Annotated in this window: 31 protein-coding genes; 6 read left to right on the plus strand and 25 right to left on the minus strand. The window is 34.2% G+C overall.

Annotated features, from left to right (window positions below):
- From secY to rpsJ, 22 genes are all read right to left on the minus strand, one after another.
- Complete coding sequence (gene secY, locus BDW31_RS03115; protein WP_011275140.1) at positions 1–1293, minus strand: preprotein translocase subunit SecY; 1293 nt, start codon at positions 1291–1293, stop codon at positions 1–3.
- Positions 1293–1733 (minus strand): 50S ribosomal protein L15, encoded by a 441-nt coding sequence (gene rplO, locus BDW31_RS03120; RefSeq protein ID WP_037549736.1) that lies wholly within the window; start codon positions 1731–1733, stop codon positions 1293–1295. Before rplO ends, secY begins: the two co-directional genes overlap by 1 nt.
- A gap of 19 nt (positions 1734–1752) precedes the next feature.
- Entirely contained in the window at positions 1753–1932 is a 180-nt protein-coding gene (gene rpmD, locus BDW31_RS03125; RefSeq protein ID WP_011275138.1) for a 50S ribosomal protein L30, read from the minus strand.
- Positions 1933–1948: 16 nt separating this feature from the next.
- A complete protein-coding gene (gene rpsE / locus BDW31_RS03130; protein ID WP_011275137.1) occupies positions 1949–2449 on the minus strand; it encodes a 30S ribosomal protein S5 in 501 nt (166 codons plus the stop codon).
- 20 nt (positions 2450–2469) lie between these two features.
- Complete coding sequence (rplR, locus tag BDW31_RS03135) at positions 2470–2832, minus strand: 50S ribosomal protein L18 (RefSeq protein ID WP_011275136.1); 363 nt, start codon at positions 2830–2832, stop codon at positions 2470–2472.
- Between the two features lie 31 nt (positions 2833–2863).
- Positions 2864–3400: a 50S ribosomal protein L6 gene (gene rplF / locus BDW31_RS03140; RefSeq protein WP_011275135.1), complete on the minus strand. Its 537-nt coding sequence runs from the start codon at positions 3398–3400 to the stop codon at positions 2864–2866.
- A 24-nt stretch (positions 3401–3424) separates the two neighbouring features.
- Positions 3425–3823: a 30S ribosomal protein S8 gene (gene rpsH / locus BDW31_RS03145; RefSeq protein ID WP_037549739.1), complete on the minus strand. Its 399-nt coding sequence runs from the start codon at positions 3821–3823 to the stop codon at positions 3425–3427.
- A 31-nt stretch (positions 3824–3854) separates the two neighbouring features.
- Entirely contained in the window at positions 3855–4040 is a 186-nt protein-coding gene (locus tag BDW31_RS03150) for a type Z 30S ribosomal protein S14 (protein WP_001140799.1), read from the minus strand.
- A 22-nt stretch (positions 4041–4062) separates the two neighbouring features.
- Positions 4063–4602, minus strand: a complete 540-nt coding sequence (gene rplE / locus BDW31_RS03155) for a 50S ribosomal protein L5 (RefSeq protein ID WP_110709149.1) — start codon at positions 4600–4602, stop codon at positions 4063–4065.
- Positions 4603–4627: 25 nt separating this feature from the next.
- Positions 4628–4945, minus strand: a complete 318-nt coding sequence (rplX, locus tag BDW31_RS03160; protein WP_053025006.1) for a 50S ribosomal protein L24 — start codon at positions 4943–4945, stop codon at positions 4628–4630.
- 35 nt (positions 4946–4980) lie between these two features.
- Positions 4981–5349, minus strand: coding sequence for a 50S ribosomal protein L14 (rplN, locus tag BDW31_RS03165; RefSeq protein ID WP_002466492.1), 369 nt, complete (start codon positions 5347–5349; stop codon positions 4981–4983).
- A 31-nt stretch (positions 5350–5380) separates the two neighbouring features.
- Entirely contained in the window at positions 5381–5644 is a 264-nt protein-coding gene (gene rpsQ, locus BDW31_RS03170; protein WP_011275131.1) for a 30S ribosomal protein S17, read from the minus strand.
- A 26-nt stretch (positions 5645–5670) separates the two neighbouring features.
- Positions 5671–5880 (minus strand): 50S ribosomal protein L29, encoded by a 210-nt coding sequence (rpmC, locus tag BDW31_RS03175; RefSeq protein ID WP_011275130.1) that lies wholly within the window; start codon positions 5878–5880, stop codon positions 5671–5673.
- Entirely contained in the window at positions 5870–6304 is a 435-nt protein-coding gene (rplP, locus tag BDW31_RS03180; RefSeq protein ID WP_002432945.1) for a 50S ribosomal protein L16, read from the minus strand. The genes rpmC and rplP overlap by 11 nt, the downstream gene beginning before the upstream one ends.
- A 2-nt stretch (positions 6305–6306) precedes the next feature.
- A complete protein-coding gene (rpsC, locus tag BDW31_RS03185) occupies positions 6307–6960 on the minus strand; it encodes a 30S ribosomal protein S3 (RefSeq protein WP_011275129.1) in 654 nt (217 codons plus the stop codon).
- 23 nt (positions 6961–6983) lie between these two features.
- A complete protein-coding gene (rplV, locus tag BDW31_RS03190) occupies positions 6984–7337 on the minus strand; it encodes a 50S ribosomal protein L22 (RefSeq protein ID WP_001829734.1) in 354 nt (117 codons plus the stop codon).
- A 27-nt stretch (positions 7338–7364) separates the two neighbouring features.
- Positions 7365–7643 carry a 30S ribosomal protein S19 gene (gene rpsS, locus BDW31_RS03195; protein ID WP_001829710.1) on the minus strand — a complete coding sequence of 93 codons (279 nt, stop codon included), beginning with the start codon at positions 7641–7643 and terminating at the stop codon, positions 7365–7367.
- A 64-nt stretch (positions 7644–7707) separates the two neighbouring features.
- Positions 7708–8541 carry a 50S ribosomal protein L2 gene (gene rplB / locus BDW31_RS03200; protein ID WP_011275128.1) on the minus strand — a complete coding sequence of 278 codons (834 nt, stop codon included), beginning with the start codon at positions 8539–8541 and terminating at the stop codon, positions 7708–7710.
- A gap of 39 nt (positions 8542–8580) precedes the next feature.
- On the minus strand, positions 8581–8856 hold the full coding sequence (gene rplW / locus BDW31_RS03205) for a 50S ribosomal protein L23 (RefSeq protein WP_011275127.1): 276 nt from the start codon (positions 8854–8856) through the stop codon (positions 8581–8583).
- Positions 8856–9479, minus strand: a complete 624-nt coding sequence (rplD, locus tag BDW31_RS03210) for a 50S ribosomal protein L4 (RefSeq protein WP_011275126.1) — start codon at positions 9477–9479, stop codon at positions 8856–8858. The genes rplW and rplD overlap by 1 nt, the downstream gene beginning before the upstream one ends.
- A gap of 26 nt (positions 9480–9505) precedes the next feature.
- A complete protein-coding gene (gene rplC / locus BDW31_RS03215) occupies positions 9506–10168 on the minus strand; it encodes a 50S ribosomal protein L3 (RefSeq protein WP_037549751.1) in 663 nt (220 codons plus the stop codon).
- A 27-nt stretch (positions 10169–10195) separates the two neighbouring features.
- Positions 10196–10504, minus strand: coding sequence for a 30S ribosomal protein S10 (gene rpsJ, locus BDW31_RS03220; RefSeq protein ID WP_015900978.1), 309 nt, complete (start codon positions 10502–10504; stop codon positions 10196–10198).
- Between the two features lie 378 nt (positions 10505–10882).
- Here rpsJ and BDW31_RS03225 point away from each other — a divergent pair, with 378 nt between their 5' ends.
- On the plus strand, positions 10883–11278 hold the full coding sequence (locus BDW31_RS03225; RefSeq protein ID WP_037549754.1) for a hypothetical protein: 396 nt from the start codon (positions 10883–10885) through the stop codon (positions 11276–11278).
- A 43-nt stretch (positions 11279–11321) separates the two neighbouring features.
- Here BDW31_RS03225 and BDW31_RS03230 read toward each other — a convergent pair whose 3' ends face one another.
- Positions 11322–12656 carry an NCS2 family permease gene (locus BDW31_RS03230; RefSeq protein WP_053025005.1) on the minus strand — a complete coding sequence of 445 codons (1335 nt, stop codon included), beginning with the start codon at positions 12654–12656 and terminating at the stop codon, positions 11322–11324.
- A gap of 113 nt (positions 12657–12769) precedes the next feature.
- Positions 12770–14905, minus strand: coding sequence for a DNA topoisomerase III (locus tag BDW31_RS03235; RefSeq protein WP_053025004.1), 2136 nt, complete (start codon positions 14903–14905; stop codon positions 12770–12772).
- Between the two features lie 148 nt (positions 14906–15053).
- Between BDW31_RS03235 and BDW31_RS03240 the strand changes: the two genes are divergently transcribed.
- The 3 genes from BDW31_RS03240 (at position 15054) to BDW31_RS03250 (ending at position 17781) form a co-directional block, all read left to right on the plus strand.
- Positions 15054–15926, plus strand: coding sequence for a GNAT family N-acetyltransferase (locus BDW31_RS03240; protein WP_053025003.1), 873 nt, complete (start codon positions 15054–15056; stop codon positions 15924–15926).
- 173 nt (positions 15927–16099) lie between these two features.
- Positions 16100–16963, plus strand: coding sequence for a GRP family sugar transporter (locus tag BDW31_RS03245; RefSeq protein ID WP_037549764.1), 864 nt, complete (start codon positions 16100–16102; stop codon positions 16961–16963).
- A gap of 26 nt (positions 16964–16989) precedes the next feature.
- Positions 16990–17781 carry a glucose 1-dehydrogenase gene (locus tag BDW31_RS03250; protein ID WP_053025001.1) on the plus strand — a complete coding sequence of 264 codons (792 nt, stop codon included), beginning with the start codon at positions 16990–16992 and terminating at the stop codon, positions 17779–17781.
- Between the two features lie 68 nt (positions 17782–17849).
- Here the strand turns inward: BDW31_RS03250 and BDW31_RS03255 are convergent, their stop codons facing one another.
- Complete coding sequence (locus BDW31_RS03255; RefSeq protein WP_110709151.1) at positions 17850–18758, minus strand: AEC family transporter; 909 nt, start codon at positions 18756–18758, stop codon at positions 17850–17852.
- A gap of 139 nt (positions 18759–18897) precedes the next feature.
- Here BDW31_RS03255 and BDW31_RS03260 point away from each other — a divergent pair, with 139 nt between their 5' ends.
- Both BDW31_RS03260 and mspA read left to right on the plus strand, forming a co-directional pair.
- Entirely contained in the window at positions 18898–19065 is a 168-nt protein-coding gene (locus tag BDW31_RS03260; protein WP_110709153.1) for an SE1832 family protein, read from the plus strand.
- Between the two features lie 145 nt (positions 19066–19210).
- Positions 19211–19528, plus strand: coding sequence for a membrane stabilizing protein MspA (gene mspA / locus BDW31_RS03265; protein ID WP_053024999.1), 318 nt, complete (start codon positions 19211–19213; stop codon positions 19526–19528).
- Positions 19529–19583 lie beyond the last annotated feature (55 nt).

Consider the following 19583-nt stretch of genomic DNA (forward strand, 5'->3'; position numbering starts at 1 on the left):
TTATCTACCACCAAAGCCTTTATATTCTTTTTGACTCACTTGAGCTTCAAGTGATTTCATAGTTTCAATTGCGACACCAATTACGATTAATAAACTTGTACCACCAATTTGTATAGATTGAGGTAAACTCATGAATTTAGTCGCTAATATTGGTAATATCGCAATGACTGCTAAGAAAATAGAGCCGACAAAAGTTAAGCGATAAAGTACTTTAGTAATATATTTTTTAGTTTGTTCACCAGGTCTAATACCTGGAACGTAACTACCTTGTTTCTTCAAGTTATCAGCCATTTTTTCAGGATTAACTTGAACAAAGGCATAGAAATACGTAAATGCGATAATTAATACTACATAAACAATCATGCCATAAGTGTTTGAAGGGTTAGCATATTCAGATATAGTTTGCGCCCAATCAGCTTTAGGGAAGAACAATGTTAATGTTCTTGGCAATAAGAAAAATGCCATCGCAAAGATTACTGGAATCACCCCTGCAGAGTTAACTTTTAAAGGTAGATAAGTTGCTTGTGATCCTAATCTTTGTGCAGACTGTTTTTTAGCATATTGGATAGGAATTTTACGTTTCGCTTCTAGTACATAAATAGCACCAATTGTGAGTAAAACTAATCCTACTATTAAACCAATAACCTTTAACCATGCCAATGTAGTATCATCATTACCAACGAATGCTTGTTGCACGAATTGAATAATTGATGAAGGCAAAGTTGATAAAATACCCGCAAAGATAATGATAGAAATACCATTACCGACTCCGAATTGAGTGATTTGATCACCAAGCCAAATTAGAAATGCAGTTCCTGCTGTTAAAACAACGGCAATCAATAAATAACTCATAATAGATTGGTGAATAATTAATTTACCACCTAAATAGTTATTAAATTGGAATGCCATACCAATTGACTGTATAAAAGCCAAAATGATAGCGAAATAACGTGTTACATTGCTAAGCTTTCTTTTACCTACTTCACCTTGTTTCGCCCATTCAGAGAATTTCGGAACAATATCCATTTGTAGTAATTGCATTACGATAGATGCGGTGATGTAGGGCATGATGCCCATAGCAAATATTGAAAAGTTCTTTAAGGCTCCGCCACCAAACGTATTAAGAAGAGCGGCGACTCCTTGATCAGAACCTTGTTGTTCAAAAGGCTCAGGGTTAACACCTGGAGCCGGAATGTAAGTTCCTATTTTGAATATAACTAACATTGCTAAGGTAAAGAAAATCTTGTTTCGAACTTCTTTAGTTTTAAAGAAGCTCACAAGCGTTTGAAACATTAGATCACCTCGTGTGCTCCACCTTTTGCATCAATTGCTTCTACTGCTGAAGCTGAGAATTTATGAGCTTTCACTGTCAATTTTTTATCAAGTGAGCCATTACCTAGTACTTTGATACCAGATTTTTCATTCTTAACTACACCAGTTTCAACTAATAAAGCTGGAGTTACTTCAGTACCATCTTCAAATTTATTAAGTTGGTCTAAGTTAACAATAGCATATTCTTTACGATTAATGTTAGTGAAACCACGTTTTGGTAAACGACGGAATAAAGGTAATTGTCCACCTTCAAATCCAGGTCTTACGCCACCACCTGAACGTGCTTTTTGACCTTTTTGTCCGCGACCACTAGTTTTACCGTTACCAGAACCAGCACCACGGCCAACGCGGTTACGTACATGACGTGAACCTTCAGCTGCTTTTAACTCATGTAATTTCATTATATAGGCACCTCCTTAATTATTTTTCTTCTACTGTCAATAAGTGTCTAACTTTGTTGATTTGCCCACGGATAGCAGGGTTATCTTCAACTACTACTGAACTATTAGTCTTTTTTAGACCTAAAGCTTCAACAGTTTTACGTTGTGTTTCAGGACGACCAATAACACTACGAGTGAGGGTAATTTGTAATTTAGCCATTATCTATTTTCCCTCCTTAATTATATAATTCTTCTACTGATTTGCCGCGTAATTTAGCAACATCTTCAGCATTTTTAAGGTTTTGTAAACCATTGATTGTAGCACGAACCATATTGATTGGTGTGTTAGATCCTAATGATTTACTTAAGATATCAGTGATACCTGCTAATTCTAATACGGCACGAACTGGACCACCAGCGATAACTCCTGTACCAGGTGCAGCTGGTTTCATGAATACGCTACCTGAACCATAACGGCCAGTGATAGTGTGAGGAGTAGTTCCTTCAACACGTGGAACAACTACTAAATCTTTTTTAGCTGCTTCAACAGCTTTTTTGATAGCTTCAGGTACCTCTTGAGCTTTACCAGTACCGAAACCTACACGACCATTTTTGTCTCCAACTACTACTAATGCAGTGAAACGGAAACGACGACCACCTTTAACAACTTTAGCAACACGGTTGATTGTTACAACGCGTTCTTCAAATTCTTTCGTTTCTTCTTCTCTACGAGCCATGTATTTGTCCCTCCTTTAAATTAAAATTCTAATCCGCTTTCTCTAGCAGCTTCTGCTAAAGCTTTTACACGACCATGGTATAAGTAACCGCCACGATCAAATACGATTTCTTTAATACCTTTGTCTGATGCTTTTTTAGCAATTGCTTCGCCTACTTTAGTAGATAAATCTACTTTAGAAGTTGAATCGCTTGCGATATCTTTATCTTTTGATGAAGCTTGAACTAAAGTTTCGCCTTTAACATCATCGATAATTTGTGCATAAATGTGTTTGTTTGAACGATATACATTTAAACGTGGTTTTTCAGCTGTACCTGATAATTTAGTACGCACACGAGCATGTCTTTTCAAACGCACTTTGTTTTTATCAATTTTACTGATCATTGTATTACTCCTTTCTTAAGAGAGTTATCTATTATTTACCTGTTTTACCTTCTTTACGGCGAACATATTCACCTTGGTAACGGATACCTTTTCCTTTGTAAGGTTCTGGAGGTCTTACTGAACGGATATTAGAAGCAATTGCTCCAACTTGTTCTTTAGATACACCAGATACTCTAACAGTTGTGTTTTTCTCTACTGCGAAAGTAATGCCATCTTCAGCTTTAATTTCAACAGGGTGAGAGTAACCAACGTTTAATACTAAGTCACTACCTTGCATTTGAGCACGGTAACCTACACCAACAAGCTCAAGTGTTTTTTCGAAACCTTGAGAAACACCTTGTACCATATTATTTAATAAAGCACGAGTTGTACCATGAACTGTTCTATCTTCTTTAGACTCAGTAGGTCTTACAACTTCGATAGTGTTTTCTTCTTGTTTGAAAGTCATTCTTTCGTTAAATGTTCTAGTTAATTCACCTTTTGGACCTTTTACAGTAGCAGTATGACCATCAAAAGTTACTGTAACGTCGCTAGGGATGTCAATAATTTTCTTACCAACACGACTCATGTTATGGCACCTCCTTATTTATTATTACCAAACGTATGCGATAATTTCTCCGCCAACGTTACGTTTTCTAGCTTCTTTGTCAGTGATAACACCTTCAGAAGTTGAAACTAATGCAATACCTAAACCATTTAATACTTTAGGTACTTCGTTTGCTTTAGCATATACACGTAAACCAGGTTTAGAGATACGTTTTAATCCTGTGATAACACGTTCATTGTTTTGACCATATTTTAAGAATAAACGAATAATACCTTGTTTATCATCTTCAACGTATTCTACGTTTTTAATGAAACCTTCACTTTTTAAGATTTCAGCAATTTGTTTTTTAATGTTAGACGCAGGTAATTCTAATTTCTCGTGACGCACCATGTTTGCGTTTCTTACACGAGTAAGCATATCTGCGATTGGATCTGTCATTGTCATTGATTGTTGCCTCCTTTCAGACTCTTATATATTACCAGCTAGCTTTACGTACGCCAGGGATTTGCCCTTTGTAAGCTAATTCACGGAAACAAATACGGCATAATTTGAATTTACGATATACAGAATGTGGACGACCACAACGTTCACAACGAGTATATTCACGTACTGCATATTTTTGTTTTTTCTGTTGCTTAGCAACCATAGAAGTTTTAGCCACTTAATTAGCCTCCTTTTAGAGATTATTTACGAAATGGCATACCGAAGTTTGTTAACAATTCACGAGCTTCCTCGTCAGTGTTAGCAGTTGTTACGATAACAATATCCATTCCTCTTACTTTACTTACTTTATCATAGTCGATTTCTGGGAAAATTAATTGTTCTTTAATTCCTAAAGTGTAGTTACCACGACCATCGAATGCTGTTTTAGAAACACCTTGGAAGTCACGTACACGAGGTAATGAAACTGCGATTAATTTATCTAAGAATTCATACATTCTTTCTCCGCGAAGTGTAACTTTCGCACCGATTGGCATACCTTCACGTAAACGGAATGTTGCAACTGATTTTTTTGCTTTTGTTACTAATGGTTTTTGACCAGTGATTAATTCTAATTCTTCTACAGCGGTATCTAACACTTTAGAGTTTTGAACTGCATCACCTACACCCATATTTACAACGATTTTTTCGATTTTTGGTACTTCCATTACAGAATTATAGTTGAATTTTTTTACTAAGTTTTCAGTAACTTCAGTATTGTATCTTTCTTTTAAACGGTTCAAAGTGGATCCTCCTTTCAACTAGTTATTAATTATTAGTTTTGATTTCTTCGCCAGATTTTTTAGCGATGCGAACTTTTTTACCATCAACAAATTTGTAACCAACACGAGTAGGTTCGTTTGTATTAGGATCTAATAATTGTACGTTAGAAACATGGATTGCTGCCTCTGTTTCTAAGATTCCACCTTCAGGATTTAATTGAGTTGGTTTTTGGTGTTTTTTAATAACATTAACACCTTCCACAACGACACGGTCTTTTTTAGGTTCAGTAGCAATTACTTTACCTTCTTTACCTTTGTCTTTACCTGCGATAACTTTTACGTTGTCACCTTTTTTGATATGCATGTGGGCACCTCCTTAAATGATTTGGTTTTTATAAATTAAAGTACTTCTGGTGCTAATGAAACGATTTTCATGAAGTTACCTTCACGTAATTCACGAGCAACAGGACCAAAGATACGAGTACCACGTGGGCCTTTGTCATCACGAATAATGACACATGCATTTTCATCAAACTTGATATAAGAACCATCATTACGGCGAACGCCTGATTTAGTTCTAACGACAACAGCTTTGACTACGTCACCTTTTTTAACAACGCCACCTGGTGTTGCATTTTTAACAGTACATACGATAACATCGCCGATGTTCGCTGTTTTGCGACCAGATCCACCTAATACTTTAATTGTAAGAACTTCACGAGCACCAGAGTTGTCTGCTACTTTTAAACGAGTTTCTTGTTGGATCATTAGTTAAACCTCCCTTATCTCTAATCTTGTATTAAATAATTACTGACTCTTCAACAATTTCTACTAAACGAAAACGTTTTGATGCTGATAAAGGACGAGTTTCTTGAATTTTAACAATGTCTCCTAATTTAGCTGAATTGTTTTCATCATGAGTTTTGTATTTTTTAGAGTATTTTACACGTTTACCGTATAATTTGTGTGTTTTGTAAGTTTCAACTAATACAGTGATAGTTTTGTCCATTTTGTCTGAAACAACTTTACCTACATAAACTTTACGATCGTTTCTTTCACTCACTTTTGTAACCTCCTCTTTCGAATTTATTATTGATTAGCTTTGCTTTCTTCGATTTCTCTTTCACGAGCAACAGTTTTTAGACGTGCAATTGTTTTTCTAACTGTACGAATACGTGCAGTTTCCTCTAATTGACCTGTAGCTAACTGAAAGCGTAGGTTAAAAAGTTCTTCTTTTGAAGATTTGATTTGTTCTTCGATTTCTGAAGTGGTTAAGTCTCTAATTTCCTTAGCTTTCATTTGTTTCACCACCCAATTCTTCACGTTTTACAAACTTAGTTTTCACTGGAAGTTTGTGACTTGCTAAACGTAATGCTTCACGAGCAACTTCTTCTGATACGCCTGCAACCTCGAATAAAATTCTACCTGGTTTTACAACAGCGATCCAGCCTTCAACGGCACCTTTACCAGCACCCATACGTACTTCTAAAGGTTTTTTAGTGTATGGTGTATGTGGGAAGATTTTAATCCAAACTTTCCCGCCACGTTTCATGTAACGTGTCATAGCAATACGAGCAGATTCGATTTGACGAGATGTGATCCAAGATGTTGTAGTAGCTTGTAATCCATACTCACCAAATGTTACATAATTACCGCCTTTTGAACGACCAGTTGTTTTAGGACGATGTTGACGACGATATTTAACACGTTTTGGTAGTAACATTATTATTTTCCTCCTTCACTAGTATTCTTAGTAGGAAGAACTTCACCACGATAAATCCATACTTTAACACCTAATTTACCGTAAGTAGTGTCTGCTTCAGCATGTGCATAATCGATGTCAGCACGTAAAGTATGAAGTGGAACAGTTCCTTCTGAATATTGTTCAGCACGAGCAATGTCAGCTCCGCCTAAACGACCTGATACTTGAGTTTTGATACCTTTAGCACCAAGTTTCATAGCTCTTGAAATAGCTTGTTTTTGTACACGACGGAATGAAGCACGGTTTTCTAATTGACGTGCAATATTCTCAGCAACTAAACGAGCATCGATATCAATTTTTTTGATTTCGATAACGTTGATGTGTACTTTTTTATCAGTTAAGTTGTTTAATTTATTACGAAGTTTTTCAATTTCTGATCCGCCTTTACCAATTACCATACCTGGTTTACCAGTGTGAATAGCAATGTTAATACGGTTAGCAGCACGTTCGATTTCAACGTGAGAAACTGATGCTTCTTTTAATTCGTTATCAATGAATTTACGGATTCTTAAATCTTCGTGTAAAAGTGAAGCGAAATCTTTTTCAGCATACCATTTAGCTTCCCAGTCACGGATGATTCCGACACGAAGTCCGATAGGATTAATTTTTTGACCCACAGTGTTCCCTCCTTAAATAGTTATTAAGCTTCTTTAGCTTCTTCTTTACCGTCACTTACGACGATTGTAATGTGGCTTGTACGTTTATTGATAGCACTTGCACGACCTTGTGCACGTGGACGGAAACGTTTTAAAGTTGGTCCTTCATTTGCATATGCTTCTTTAACAACTAATTCATCAGTGTTCATGTCATAGTTATGTTCAGCATTTGCTAAAGCGGACATTAATACTTTTTCAATTACTGGTGATGAAGCTTTGTTAGTTAATTTTAAAATAGCAATAGCTTCTCCAGCATTTTTACCTCTAATTAAGTCAAGAACTAATCTTACTTTACGAGGTGCGATTCTGATTGTTCTAGCAACCGCTTTTGCTTCCATTAGGATTTCCTCCTCTACTTCTATTTATTATCTTCTAGTTTTTTTATCGTCTGCAGCATGTCCTTTAAATGTACGAGTTGGAGCAAATTCACCTAATTTGTGACCTACCATATCTTCAGTTACATAAACAGGTACATGTTTACGACCATCGTATACTGCAAAAGTATGACCGATGAAATTTGGGAAAATTGTAGAACGACGAGACCATGTTTTGATTACTTGTTTCTTTTCACTTCCGTCTTGAGCTTCTACTTTTTTCATTAGATGATCATCAACGAAAGGTCCTTTTTTAATACTACGAGCCATTTGGGCGCCTCCCTTCTTATTGTGTGCGTGCAGCAATTAAGCCGCACACCCAAATAAGTTATTATTATTTTTTCTTACGTCCACGAACGATAAGTTTGTCTGATGATTTTTTACCACGACGAGTTTTCTTACCAAGCGTTGGTTTACCCCATGGTGACATTGGAGATGGTCTACCGATAGGTGCACGACCTTCACCACCACCGTGTGGGTGATCGTTAGGGTTCATTACTGAACCACGAACTGTAGGACGGATGCCTTTCCATCTAGAACGTCCTGCTTTACCAACATTAACTAATTCATGTTGTAAGTTACCAACTTGACCAATTGTAGCACGGCAAGTTGATAAGATCATACGAACCTCACCAGAACGTAATCTGATTAATACGTATTTACCCTCTTTACCAAGTACTTGTGAACTTGCACCCGCTGAACGAGCTAATTGTCCACCTTTACCAGGTTTTAATTCGATATTATGAATTACAGTACCAACTGGAATGTTTTGTAATGGTAATGCGTTACCAACTTTAATGTCAGCATCTGCACCACTCTCAACTACTTGGCCTACTTGTAATCCTTTTGGAGCAATAATATATCGTTTTTCACCATCAGCATATACTAATAAAGCAATGTTAGCTGAACGGTTTGGATCATATTGAATTGAATCAACTTTTGCAGTGATTCCATCTTTATTACGTTTGAAATCGATAACGCGATATTGACGTTTATGTCCTCCACCATGATGACGAACTGTCAATTTACCTTGGTTGTTACGACCCGCTTTTTTCGGTAGCGGTTGTAATAATGACTTTTCAGGAGTAGATTTCGTGATTTCTGCGAAATCTAAACTAGTCATATTACGACGACCATTTGTTATTGGCTTATACTTTTTAAGAGCCATTGTCGCTTACCTCCTTAATGGTAACTTTTATTTTATTGTTTAGTTGAATAAGTCAATTGAACCTTCTTTTAAAGTAACAATTGCTTTTCTTCTTTTGTTTGTATAGCCTTGGTAACGGCCCATACGTTTTTTCTTAGGTTTGTAGTTGATGATGTTTACATTTGCAACTTTAACGTCGAAAATTTCTTCAACTGCAATTTTAACTTGTGTTTTATTAGCACGAGTATCTACGTCAAAAGTATATTTATCTTCAGCCATTGCTTCAGAAGATTTTTCAGTGATTACGGGGCGCTTAAGAACATCTCTTGCTTCCATTATCCGAGCACCTCCTCAACTTTTTTCGCAGCTGATTCAGTAATAATAACACTGTCAGCGCTAGTAATATCTAAAACGTTTAATCCTTGAGCTGTACTAACTTGTACACCAGGAATGTTACGTGCAGATAATTCAACGTTTACGTCTTCACTATCGGTAACTACTAACACTTTTTTAGGTTGTTCAAGTGTAGTTAATACATTTTTGAATTCTTTTGTTTTTGGAGCTTCAAAACCAAAATTATCAACGATAGTGAAGTTGTTTTCTTTAACTTTGAAAGATAATGCAGAACGTAATGCTAAACGACGCATTTTCTTAGGCATTTTGTATGCATAGCTTCTTGGTGTTGGTCCAAATACGATACCACCACCACGCCATTGTGGAGCACGGATTGTACCTTGACGCGCACGTCCTGTACCTTTTTGTCTCCATGGTTTACGTCCGCCACCACGTACAGCTGAACGATTTTTAACTGCGTGAGTTCCTTGACGTAATGAAGCACGTTGTAAGTTAATTGCTTCGAAAAGAACACTGTTGTTTGGTTCAATAGCGAATACTGAATCGCTTAATTCAACAGAACCTGATTTAGATCCGTCTACTTTTAATACATCATAATTAGCCATTATGCTTTTCCTCCTTTCGCTACTTATTATTTATTACCTTTTTTAATTGAAGTTTGGATTTCTACGAAACCTTTTTTAGGTCCAGGCACGTTACCTTTTACTAAAATTACATTGTTTTCTGTATCAACTTGAACTACTTCTAAGTTTTGAACAGTAACTGTATTTCCACCCATACGTCCAGGCATTTTTTGGCCTTTGAATACTCTTGAAGCATCTGAAGCCATACCTACTGAACCTGGGGCTCTATGGAAATGAGAACCGTGAGCCATTGGTCCACGACCTTGGCCATGACGTTTAATAGCACCTTGGAAACCTTTACCTTTTGAAGTTCCTGTTACATCAATAATGTCTCCAGCTTCAAAAGTATCAACTGTGACTTCTTGACCTACTTCGTATTCATCAACATTAACGTTTCTGAATTCGCGAATGAAGCGCTTAGGTGCTGTGCCCGCTTTCTTAGCGTGACCTTCAGCTGGTTTATTAGCATATTTATTAGATTTAGCATCTTTTTTGTATGCTTTTTTGTCTTCAAAACCTACTTGGATAGCGTTATAACCATCTACTTCTTCAGTTTTCTTTTGTAATACTACGTTTTGACTTGCTTCTACTACTGTAACTGGGATTAATTCACCGTTTTCTCCGAATACTTGTGTCATCCCAATTTTTCTTCCTAAGATTCCTTTGGTCATCGAAAGTCCACCTCCTAAAATTTTCTATTATAATTTAATTTCGATGTCTACACCAGATGGTAAGTTTAATCCCATTAGGGCATCAACTGTTTTTGGTGTTGGGTTAACAATATCGATTAAACGTTTATGAGTACGTTGTTCGAATTGTTCACGTGAATCTTTGTACTTATGCACCGCACGAATAATTGTATAAACTGACTTTTCAGTTGGTAACGGGATTGGTCCAGAAACTTCTGCACCAGAACGTTTTGCAGTTTCAACAATTTTCTCTGCTGATTGATCAATCACACGGTGATCGTAAGCTTTTAATCTGATTCTGATTTTTTGTTTTGCCATAATTTTCCCTCCTTATTCGTCTACTTTAAAAGTGATAGACTTCTCCACGAAAACTATCTCACACAACGCCATGGCAAAGCGGCCGGGTGTGTCAGTAACCTTTCGCTTCATCGCTTTCATCAAGTCCAACATTAGATATGTTACAGGAAAAACAGTGATAAATCAAGGTTTTTCTGTAACTTTTTGTACTTTGTCTAACACATACCTAAGTATTGTACTTTAAATAATTTTGTACATCAACCATTTTAAGTAAATTTTTTCCCTTTTTTTGTTTTTACTTTATAATGTATATAAGTTAAGTCTTAAATTAAGCTTCTACTATTATAATAGTAGGAATTTAAAATTTTTTTTTAATAAATAGTGGGAGGCGTATTTATATTGAAAAGAAATACTAAAGTAGCTCTTGCCCTAATAAGTTTCTTCTTATTAGTATGTGAATTTTTCTATGGCATTCCTTTTCTAGGCGGAAGCTTTATATTAGGTTTTGGTTGGCAACCATTGTTAATTAATGCTTTTTTATATCTCATACTAGCAGTTATTCTTTTAGTTGATAATCAAAATGCAATCAAGCCTATGTCAATTATTCCAATAATTGGTATTGTGGGATCTTTTGTTGCATTTATTCCAATTGTAGGAATGTTTGTTCATTGGGTGCTATTTTTCTTACTGGTCTTCTTTATTTTTATAGTATTGAGCGCACCTACCTATATTCGTAATAAAGATGCAAAAGTCATTTACACTCAGTACAAAGATGATCATTCAAATAAATGGTAAAAAAAGGACGATGTCTCTTAATAGAGCATCGTCCTTTTCCTTATTAACCGTGTACAAATACGAAATATAAAATAAATAGTACCATTAAGAAATACATAATTGGATGTACTTCTTTGTGTTTTTTTGTGATAAGCATAGTTATTGGATAAAATATAAATCCGCAAGCGATACCAGTCGCAATTGAATATGATAGTGGCATCATAATAATTGTTATAAATGCTGGAACTGCAACTTCAAATTTCTTCCAATTTATTTCTGCAAAGTTAGCTGCCATTAAAATCCCAACTACTACTAATGCAGGTGTTGTTACTGCACTTGTAACAATTTCAATTAACGGACTAAAGAATAATGCTAAAAGGAAACAAATCCCTGTCACGATACTAGCAAAACCTGTTCTCGCACCCACAGCTACACCAGAAGTAGATTCAATATAAGACGTAGTTGTTGTTGTGCCAAAAATGGCACCAACAATAGTAGCTAAAGAGTCAGCAAATAAAGCTCTACCTGCTCTAGGAAGCTTATTATCTTTCATAATACCTGCTTGAGTAGCTACTGCCACTAATGTTCCAGCAGTATCAAAGAAATCTATAAAGAAGAAAGTTAAAATTACAATTAAAAATTGAATCGTAAATAATTGACTTGGATCCTTAAAGGCTTCAAATGCAGCACCGAATGTTGGTGTTATACTAGGGATTTTACCAACTACGCCAGAAGGTGTTTGTATTAATCCAGTTATCATTCCAACTATAGAAGTTATAATCATACCTATAAAAATTGAACCTGGTACTTTTCTAGCATATAGAATAATTGTAATCGCAATACCAAAGATTGCTAATAAAACTGGACCTTTTGTTAAATGTCCTAATGTAACTAATGTTGAGTCATTTTTCACAATGATGCCAGCACTTTGTAAACCTACAAAGGTAATAAATAATCCTATACCAGCAGATACAGCCATTTTCATTTGATATGGAATAGCATTGATTATTATCTCTCGAAGACCGGTTGCTGTAAGTATAGCAAAGAATATACCTGAACAAAGCACGCCAGTTAAACCTATTTGCCAAGGAATTCCCATCGTTAAAACTACTGTAAAAGCAAAGAACGCATTAAGTCCCATTCCTGGCGCAAGTGCTATTGGATATTTTGCAATAAGTCCCATAAATAAAGAACCAACAAACGCTGCTAAAGCAGTTGCCACGAAAATAGCTCCTTGATCCATTTTCATGTCACCTGATACACCTTTAACACCTGCTAAACTTAATACTTGAGGATTTACAGCTAAAATGTATGCCATTGATAAGAAAGTTGTGATACCACCGATTATCTCTTTCTTATAATTAGTATCATACTCGTCGAATTGAAAGTATTTTTTCACGGTTTTAAACTCCTTTTATTAAAATACTTTAATATTTTAATATTACTTTTCGAAAAACACAATAATAAAAACGAACTTTTTTACCAACAAATATGATTAAGTTCGATTTTAAACTATAATTTCAAGTTTTTTAATGCATCTTTAAACGGATTATTCTCAAGTGAATCCTCATTATTCATATACTTTTTCATTTCTTTTTTAGATACTTTGCCACTGGATTTATTTTTAAATCGTTTATCCATCTGTTCTTGTGTTTCAGTATGACCACAGACACATCGATAAACTGCATCTTTTCCACGTCCAAATAATGTCATTTTCTTCTTACAATTTGGACAACGTGCATTTGTCTTACGTTGGACATTCTTTTTAGTTTTACATGTAGGATCTTGACATACTAACATTTGTCCATTTTTAGTTTTAACTTTAATCATGAATTTTCCACATGTCGGACATTCAGTAGTAGTTAAATTATCATGCTTATACTTTTGCTCGCTATTTTTAATAGTATTTACAATCGATTGAGTAAATGCCTTCATTTCGTCAATAAAGTGTCGAGAATTATATCTTCCTTTTTCTATTAATAATAGTTTCTCTTCCCACTCGGCAGTTAATAATGGAGATGTTAATTCTTGAGGCGCTAAATCCAGAATTTGCTTTCCTTTAGATGTTACTTTGATTTTGCCATCTCTAGATTCGATTGCATTAAGATTAAATAGTTTCTCAATTATATCTGCTCTTGTAGCAACTGTGCCAATCCCTCCAGTTTGTCTCAATGTGTTAGCATGTTTCTTTTCTTTAAGTTGTATATAATTTTGAGGGTTCTCCATGGCTTTTAGCAATGAACCTTCGTTAAAGTAATCAGGTGGTGTTGTTTCATGTTCATTTACTTTTAAACTTTGAAGGTGATACTTTTCCCCTTTTTGAAAAGCAACTTTCTTTACCACATTATCACTGTTCATTTTAAGTGCTTTATAACCTAGTTGACGTGTGGCTTTTTCATTAAAAACGAAGATATGTTGGCCAACAGTAACATTAACTCTAACCGCTTCATATTCATGAGGTGCCATTAAAGATTCTAGGAACCTTTCAGCTACCATCATATATATCTTACTTTCTCTGTTACTCAAACTTTGCATATCCGGACGTACTTCTGTTGGAATAATTGCGTGATGATCTGATACTTTATGATTATTAAAAATCCGCATTTTACTTGAATAAGATTGCCCCAACAATGATTTGACTTGTGATTTATAGTCAGTTGCTAATAAAGCATAAAGTCGTTCTTTAATAGTATCCACCATATCATCTGTTAAATAATTAGAATCTGTACGTGGGTAAGTAAGAACTTTATGGCGTTCATATAAATTTTGAATGGTATTAAGTGTTTCCTTAGGCCCCATTTTGTATCGTTGGTATGCCTCTTGTTGCAAATCAGTTAAGTTATACAGAGGCTTAGGATGACTTTTTTTAACTTTCTTTTCAACACTATCAACATTACCTTCTACATGTTCTATTTCATTAGCAATTTGAGTTGCGTCATCTCTAGTCATGTGCTGCTTATTTGTCCTTAATTGGAAAGTTAATCCACCTATTTCAGTAGATAGAGTATAATATTTCTTCGGTTTAAAATGATTGATTTCTTGTTGTCTGGCATTAACTAATTGGATTGTTGGTGTTTGAACTCGACCCAATGATAATTGAGCGTCATATTTCGTCGTTAACGCACGTGTTGCATTGATACCCACAATCCAATCCGCTTCACTTCTAGCTAATGCTGCTTCATAAAGATGTTGAAATTCACGTCCGTCTTTAAGCTTTTTAAATCCCTCTTGAATTGCTTTTTTGGTTACGGAGCTAATCCACAAGCGCTTAATCGGTTTTTTATTATGAACTTTATCCAATATTAACCGTGCAACTAGTTCCCCTTCTCTTCCAGCATCAGTTGCTATAATAACTTCTTTCACTTTTTTATCTAAAATCAGTGACTTAACAGTTTTAAATTGTTTACTTGTTTTACTAATAACTACTGTTTGCATGTGCTTCGGTATGATAGGTAAATCTTCAAGTTTCCATTCCTTGTACGCTTTATCATAGTGTTCCGGCTGTGCATTAGTGACTAAATGACCCAATGCCCATGTGACAACATACTTTTCGTTTTCAATATATCCATTACGTCTTCCCTTTATGTTCATAGCTTCAGCTATATCTCTAGCTACGGATGGTTTCTCTGCCAAAATTAATGATTTCATAGAACTTTCCTTTCAATAAAAGATCTCTTAATACATGTATTTGATGTAAATACAATTGTAACACGATAGACAATAGTCTAAACTTTCAATTACTAATAAATAAACTTATAATTAATTTAACAAAATGATATTGAAATGGAGGTACGCTATGGACATAGTCAAAGTAAGCAACCTGAACCAAATCATATCTTTTATTAATACATCATCAGACATCCTTGCGTCTTATATATATAAACTTCATACGTCTAAAGGTGATGTAGAACAGTTACTAAATGAATCTATCCATACCACTGGTGTTTTCTGTTTAATAGAAGATGATTCAATTGTCGCATTAATCACTGGAATTTTATATGAAGAAGATAAATACAAAGTTATTGGACCATTTGTTAGTAAAGATTTCACTCTTACAGATAATTATTTTATCTCATTATTTTCTGCATTAATGGAATCACAATCTGAGCATGCTACTTTTAACTTCTCTTATAATGATTGTGCACAAGATTCAAAACCTTTAATGAAGCTAATTCATGCGAATTATAACTTCACAGATTACTATTTAAATGTTTATAAATCATTAAATGAACCCGAAACAGATTTCAATATCATTGAATATCAGCCAGGGTTCCAAAGAGCTTTCAGTAAGTTACATGAACAGACGTTTAAACACAACGCATTAACTCCTAAAGAAATAGTCAATACTTTAGATGAACATAACCGATTATTTTTATTTGTTAGTGAAGGCTTGTTAAAAGGATACCTTTATTTACAAATAGACACGCTATCATCACTAGCTGAAATACGATATTTTAGTTCACATACTGATTATCGTCTCAAAGGGATAGCATTTGACTTACTTTCATATGCAATTCATTATGCATTTGAGCATTTTTCTATTGATAAAGTTTATTTTAAAATACGTAGTAAAAATGTCACTTTAGTTGAACGATTTAATGAATTGGGATTCGAAATTGAAAGTGAATATACTAAATATAAAATTGATCCAAGTCAATTGAATTACTAGCATGCCATTAGAGCATATTAAGATAATTACACATTAAATCTTAATATGCTTTTTTTATTTACTTCAACGTATGAGCGTTTACATTTTAAAAGTTATTTTTTTCAGATAAAATGTTCACGAGTGTTATAGGAAGGAAACACTTGAAGTAAATAAATAAGGAGAGTGTTTACATAATGCAATTTATAGATATACTTATCGCATTATTACCTGCCCTATTTTGGGGGAGTGTCGTTTTAATTAATGTTTTTGTTGGGGGCGGACCTTATAACCAAATAAGAGGTACAACACTGGGTGCACTTATAGTTGGTATTGTATTGCTCTTAATTGGTAAAGCACAATTTGATAATTTAACAGTGATTATTGTTGGTTTAATATCAGGTGCTTTGTGGGCCTTTGGACAAGGTAACCAATTACGTTCAATTAGTTTAATTGGCGTTTCTAAAACAATGCCTATTTCTACAGGTATGCAATTAGTTGGTACTACATTATTTAGTGCTATTTTTCTTGGAGAATGGAGTACTGGTATTCAAGTAACAATGGGAATTATTGCCATGGTTCTATTAGTTACAGGTATCGCGTTAACCTCTTTACGCGGTAAAAATGAAGGAAAATCGAATGATCCAGAATTTAAGAAAGCAATGTTAATATTAGTGATTTCAACAGTTGGCTATGTCGGATATGTAGTAATAGCCGATATCTTTGGTGTCAGTGGTACTGATGCATTATTCTTTCAATCAATTGGTATGGCTATAGGTGGCTTCTTGTTATCAATGAAACATGAAACTAATATTAAATCTACAGCCCTTAACTTAATACCAGGTGTTGTATGGGCGATTGGTAACTTATTTATGTTCTATTCACAACCTAAAGTTGGTGTTGCAACAAGTTTCTCATTATCACAATTACTCGTAATCGTTTCTACACTAGGTGGTATTTTCTTACTAGGTGAGAAAAAAGACAAACGCCAAATGATTGGAATTTGGTCTGGTATAATCTTAATCGTTATTGCCGCATTTATACTCGGTAATCTTAAATAAATTAACATTACAAAGGAGGAACCAAAATGTTTTCAGATTTAGAAGGTAAAGTCGTAATTATAACTGGTGCTGGGAGTGGTATTGGTAAATCCTTTGCAGAGAACTTTGGTAAATCAAAAGCAAAAGTAGTTTTAAATTATCGCTCTGACCGTCATTTAGATGAAATTGAAGAAATTAAGCATATGATTAGTGATGCTGGTGGTGAAGCAATTGCTGTACAAGCTGATGTGGCTGTCGAGGAAGATGTAAAACGATTAGTTCAATCTGCTGTTAAAGAATTTGGCACGCTAGATATTATGATAAATAATGCAGGATTTGAAAAACCTATCCCAACCCATAAAATGTCAGTTGATGAATGGCAAAAAGTGATAGATATTAATTTAACTGGTGCATTCATAGGTTCTAGAGAAGCGGTTAATCAATTTTTAAAAGAAGATAAAAAAGGAATAATCATCAATACATCAAGTGTACATGATACGATTCCATGGCCTAATTATGTTAATTATGCTGCTAGTAAGGGTGGCTTAAAGTTAATGATGGAAACAATGTCTATGGAATACGCACAATATGGTATACGCATAAACAACATTTCTCCAGGTGCGATAGTCACTGAGCATACTAAGGAGAAATTCTCTGATCCAGAAACTCGTGCTGAGACATTGGAAATGATTCCAGCTAAAGAAATTGGTGAAGAACAAGATGTAGCTAATGTGGCATTATTCTTAGCTTCAGATTTAGCGAACTATATTCACGGTACTACCATTTACGTTGATGGTGGTATGACTAACTACCCTGCCTTTATGGGTGGTAAGGGTTGAATTTCAAACACTATGCAATAAAAAGCAAGCAATCCTTAAAGTAGAATTGCTTGCTTTTTTCTATTTAATCAAACAAATATCGCTTGATAAACATATAAAATGATTATACTCAAGATAATCGAAATGTTAGTAACCATACCTACTAAAGGCAATGTCTTGTATTTAAATTGAATAGAATACGGAATAATCGCTACTCCTACTGGTAATAACCAAGCAATGAGTAATGTCGTTTTTATCATATTATCTGAAACGGGTAAGAAGAAATGAACGAGTAAACCAGCTAATAAACCTAAACCATAATGAGCTAATAAATATTTAACTGCGATTGGTAGGAAATGACGTTCAATTTTAAAATTAAGCATAACACCTAAAAGAATCATTGATAGTGGCATATTCGCTTTAGATATTATAGTGAAAAAATCAATTGATACTTTAGGCAAATGAATATTTAACATATTTAAAGTAAACATGACGATATATGTGACAAGGGGCACAGAAGTAATTAATTTTTTGCCTAAAAATTTAAAATCAAACTGATCTCCACCTTGACTGAAATAGCTTCCTACAAAATAAGTTACTCCAAACATAATAATTGCCCCACCTATATCAGCCATTCCAAAATAAATCATTCCATTTTTGGGCCAAATCGTATCAACAAGTGGATATGCAAATAAACCTATATTAAGTGATGCAGTCATCATTCCAACTGTACCTTTTATATGACTGTTATGCTTATTAAACAGCCACAATACAGTGACTTTAGCAAGGACGCCATACACAATCATCATTATAGGTAATATCGAAAATGAAAAATCTAATTCTGCACTATTGAGATTGACAATGACTAAAGAAGGTAGTGTGACATTGAGTACTAATGTTGATAATACTTGACTATCTGCCGCTTTTAAAAAGTTTATCCGTTTCAATAAATAACCTAATGCTATTAAAAGAATAATCATCATAAACTGCTCTGTCACGATAGTTCCTTCCTTCTTTTTAACATTATTATTACAGTTAATTACTTTAACATAATTTACTTCATTTTTAGAAGTGGATTGTTTCATGATATAATTCATTGTGATTGTTAAATTTTGAAATTAAAGGGGTTTAAGATTAATGAATTTAGAATCACAATTAGATGAATTAAAGTATGATTATGTTCGTTTACAAAATGACCTCGAGAAACGGGAATCTTTAAATCAAAATATAGACCCTCTCGTTAAGCAACTTGAAAATATTGAATTACAAATCTCCGAGATACGTTCAAAGTTACGTCAGAAATAAATAATTTTTCTATCTTATGAGATGATTAAAGTTGTGTAAATCTAGTATGATTTCTATTCAATAATTCAATCAGCTACTTCGAATTTGTTATATAGAATCAAAATTATATTTTGTCTAAGGTTCATTATAGAAAGGAAGACAACAAGTGAAACTTTACTTATTATTATTGCCTATTTTATATCTCAACGTTAGTTACATAAGCATTTTTAAAATGCATTCGATTATTACTCGCATTTTACGCATTATTATGAGTGTATTATTACTGTTTGTACTAGCAGTTACAACTCTACAATTCCCTGCTGAAAACTGGTGGGTATTTATTGTTTTAGCATTACTGGTTGGTAATATTGAAATTACCGCATTCAAAGAATTGAAACATGATACTAAAGCTGTTTCAATTTTAAATATTTTATCAGTTATATTATTTATCATTTATGTTATTTTAACTTTTATCATGTATTAAATTAGTATAATTCAGTCAACTACTGTCAATATATAGTTATAGCCTGAGACATTGA

Source organism: Staphylococcus sp. AtHG25, from assembly GCF_003217445.1.
GTDB lineage: Bacteria > Bacillota > Bacilli > Staphylococcales > Staphylococcaceae > Staphylococcus > Staphylococcus haemolyticus.

Excerpts from the sequence above, each read along its gene's own strand:
- secY (WP_011275140.1), bottom strand. The coding sequence starts at position 1,293 with ATGTTTCAAACGCTTGTGAGCTTCTTTAAAACTAAAGAAGTTCGAAAC.
- rplO (WP_037549736.1), bottom strand. The coding sequence starts at position 1,733 with ATGAAATTACATGAGTTAAAAGCAGCTGAAGGTTCACGTCATGTACGT.
- rpmD (WP_011275138.1), bottom strand. The coding sequence starts at position 1,932 with ATGGCTAAATTACAAATTACCCTCACTCGTAGTGTTATTGGTCGTCCT.
- rpsE (WP_011275137.1), bottom strand. The coding sequence starts at position 2,449 with ATGGCTCGTAGAGAAGAAGAAACGAAAGAATTTGAAGAACGCGTTGTA.
- rplR (WP_011275136.1), bottom strand. The coding sequence starts at position 2,832 with ATGATCAGTAAAATTGATAAAAACAAAGTGCGTTTGAAAAGACATGCT.
- rplF (WP_011275135.1), bottom strand. The coding sequence starts at position 3,400 with ATGAGTCGTGTTGGTAAGAAAATTATTGACATCCCTAGCGACGTTACA.
- rpsH (WP_037549739.1), bottom strand. The coding sequence starts at position 3,823 with ATGACAATGACAGATCCAATCGCAGATATGCTTACTCGTGTAAGAAAC.
- rplX (WP_053025006.1), bottom strand. The coding sequence starts at position 4,945 with ATGCATATCAAAAAAGGTGACAACGTAAAAGTTATCGCAGGTAAAGAC.
- rplN (WP_002466492.1), bottom strand. The coding sequence starts at position 5,349 with ATGATCCAACAAGAAACTCGTTTAAAAGTAGCAGACAACTCTGGTGCT.
- rpmC (WP_011275130.1), bottom strand. The coding sequence starts at position 5,880 with ATGAAAGCTAAGGAAATTAGAGACTTAACCACTTCAGAAATCGAAGAA.
- rplP (WP_002432945.1), bottom strand. The coding sequence starts at position 6,304 with ATGTTACTACCAAAACGTGTTAAATATCGTCGTCAACATCGTCCTAAA.
- rplV (WP_001829734.1), bottom strand. The coding sequence starts at position 7,337 with ATGGAAGCAAAAGCGGTTGCTAGAACAATCAGAATCGCACCTCGTAAA.
- rpsS (WP_001829710.1), bottom strand. The coding sequence starts at position 7,643 with ATGGCTCGTAGTATTAAAAAAGGACCTTTCGTTGATGATCATCTAATG.
- rplB (WP_011275128.1), bottom strand. The coding sequence starts at position 8,541 with ATGGCTCTTAAAAAGTATAAGCCAATAACAAATGGTCGTCGTAATATG.
- rplW (WP_011275127.1), bottom strand. The coding sequence starts at position 8,856 with ATGGAAGCAAGAGATGTTCTTAAGCGCCCCGTAATCACTGAAAAATCT.
- rplD (WP_011275126.1), bottom strand. The coding sequence starts at position 9,479 with ATGGCTAATTATGATGTATTAAAAGTAGACGGATCTAAATCAGGTTCT.
- rplC (WP_037549751.1), bottom strand. The coding sequence starts at position 10,168 with ATGACCAAAGGAATCTTAGGAAGAAAAATTGGGATGACACAAGTATTC.
- rpsJ (WP_015900978.1), bottom strand. The coding sequence starts at position 10,504 with ATGGCAAAACAAAAAATCAGAATCAGATTAAAAGCTTACGATCACCGT.
- BDW31_RS03235 (WP_053025004.1), bottom strand. The coding sequence starts at position 14,905 with ATGAAATCATTAATTTTGGCAGAGAAACCATCCGTAGCTAGAGATATA.
- BDW31_RS03240 (WP_053025003.1), top strand. The coding sequence starts at position 15,054 with ATGGACATAGTCAAAGTAAGCAACCTGAACCAAATCATATCTTTTATT.
- BDW31_RS03245 (WP_037549764.1), top strand. The coding sequence starts at position 16,100 with ATGCAATTTATAGATATACTTATCGCATTATTACCTGCCCTATTTTGG.
- BDW31_RS03250 (WP_053025001.1), top strand. The coding sequence starts at position 16,990 with ATGTTTTCAGATTTAGAAGGTAAAGTCGTAATTATAACTGGTGCTGGG.
- BDW31_RS03260 (WP_110709153.1), top strand. The coding sequence starts at position 18,898 with ATGAATTTAGAATCACAATTAGATGAATTAAAGTATGATTATGTTCGT.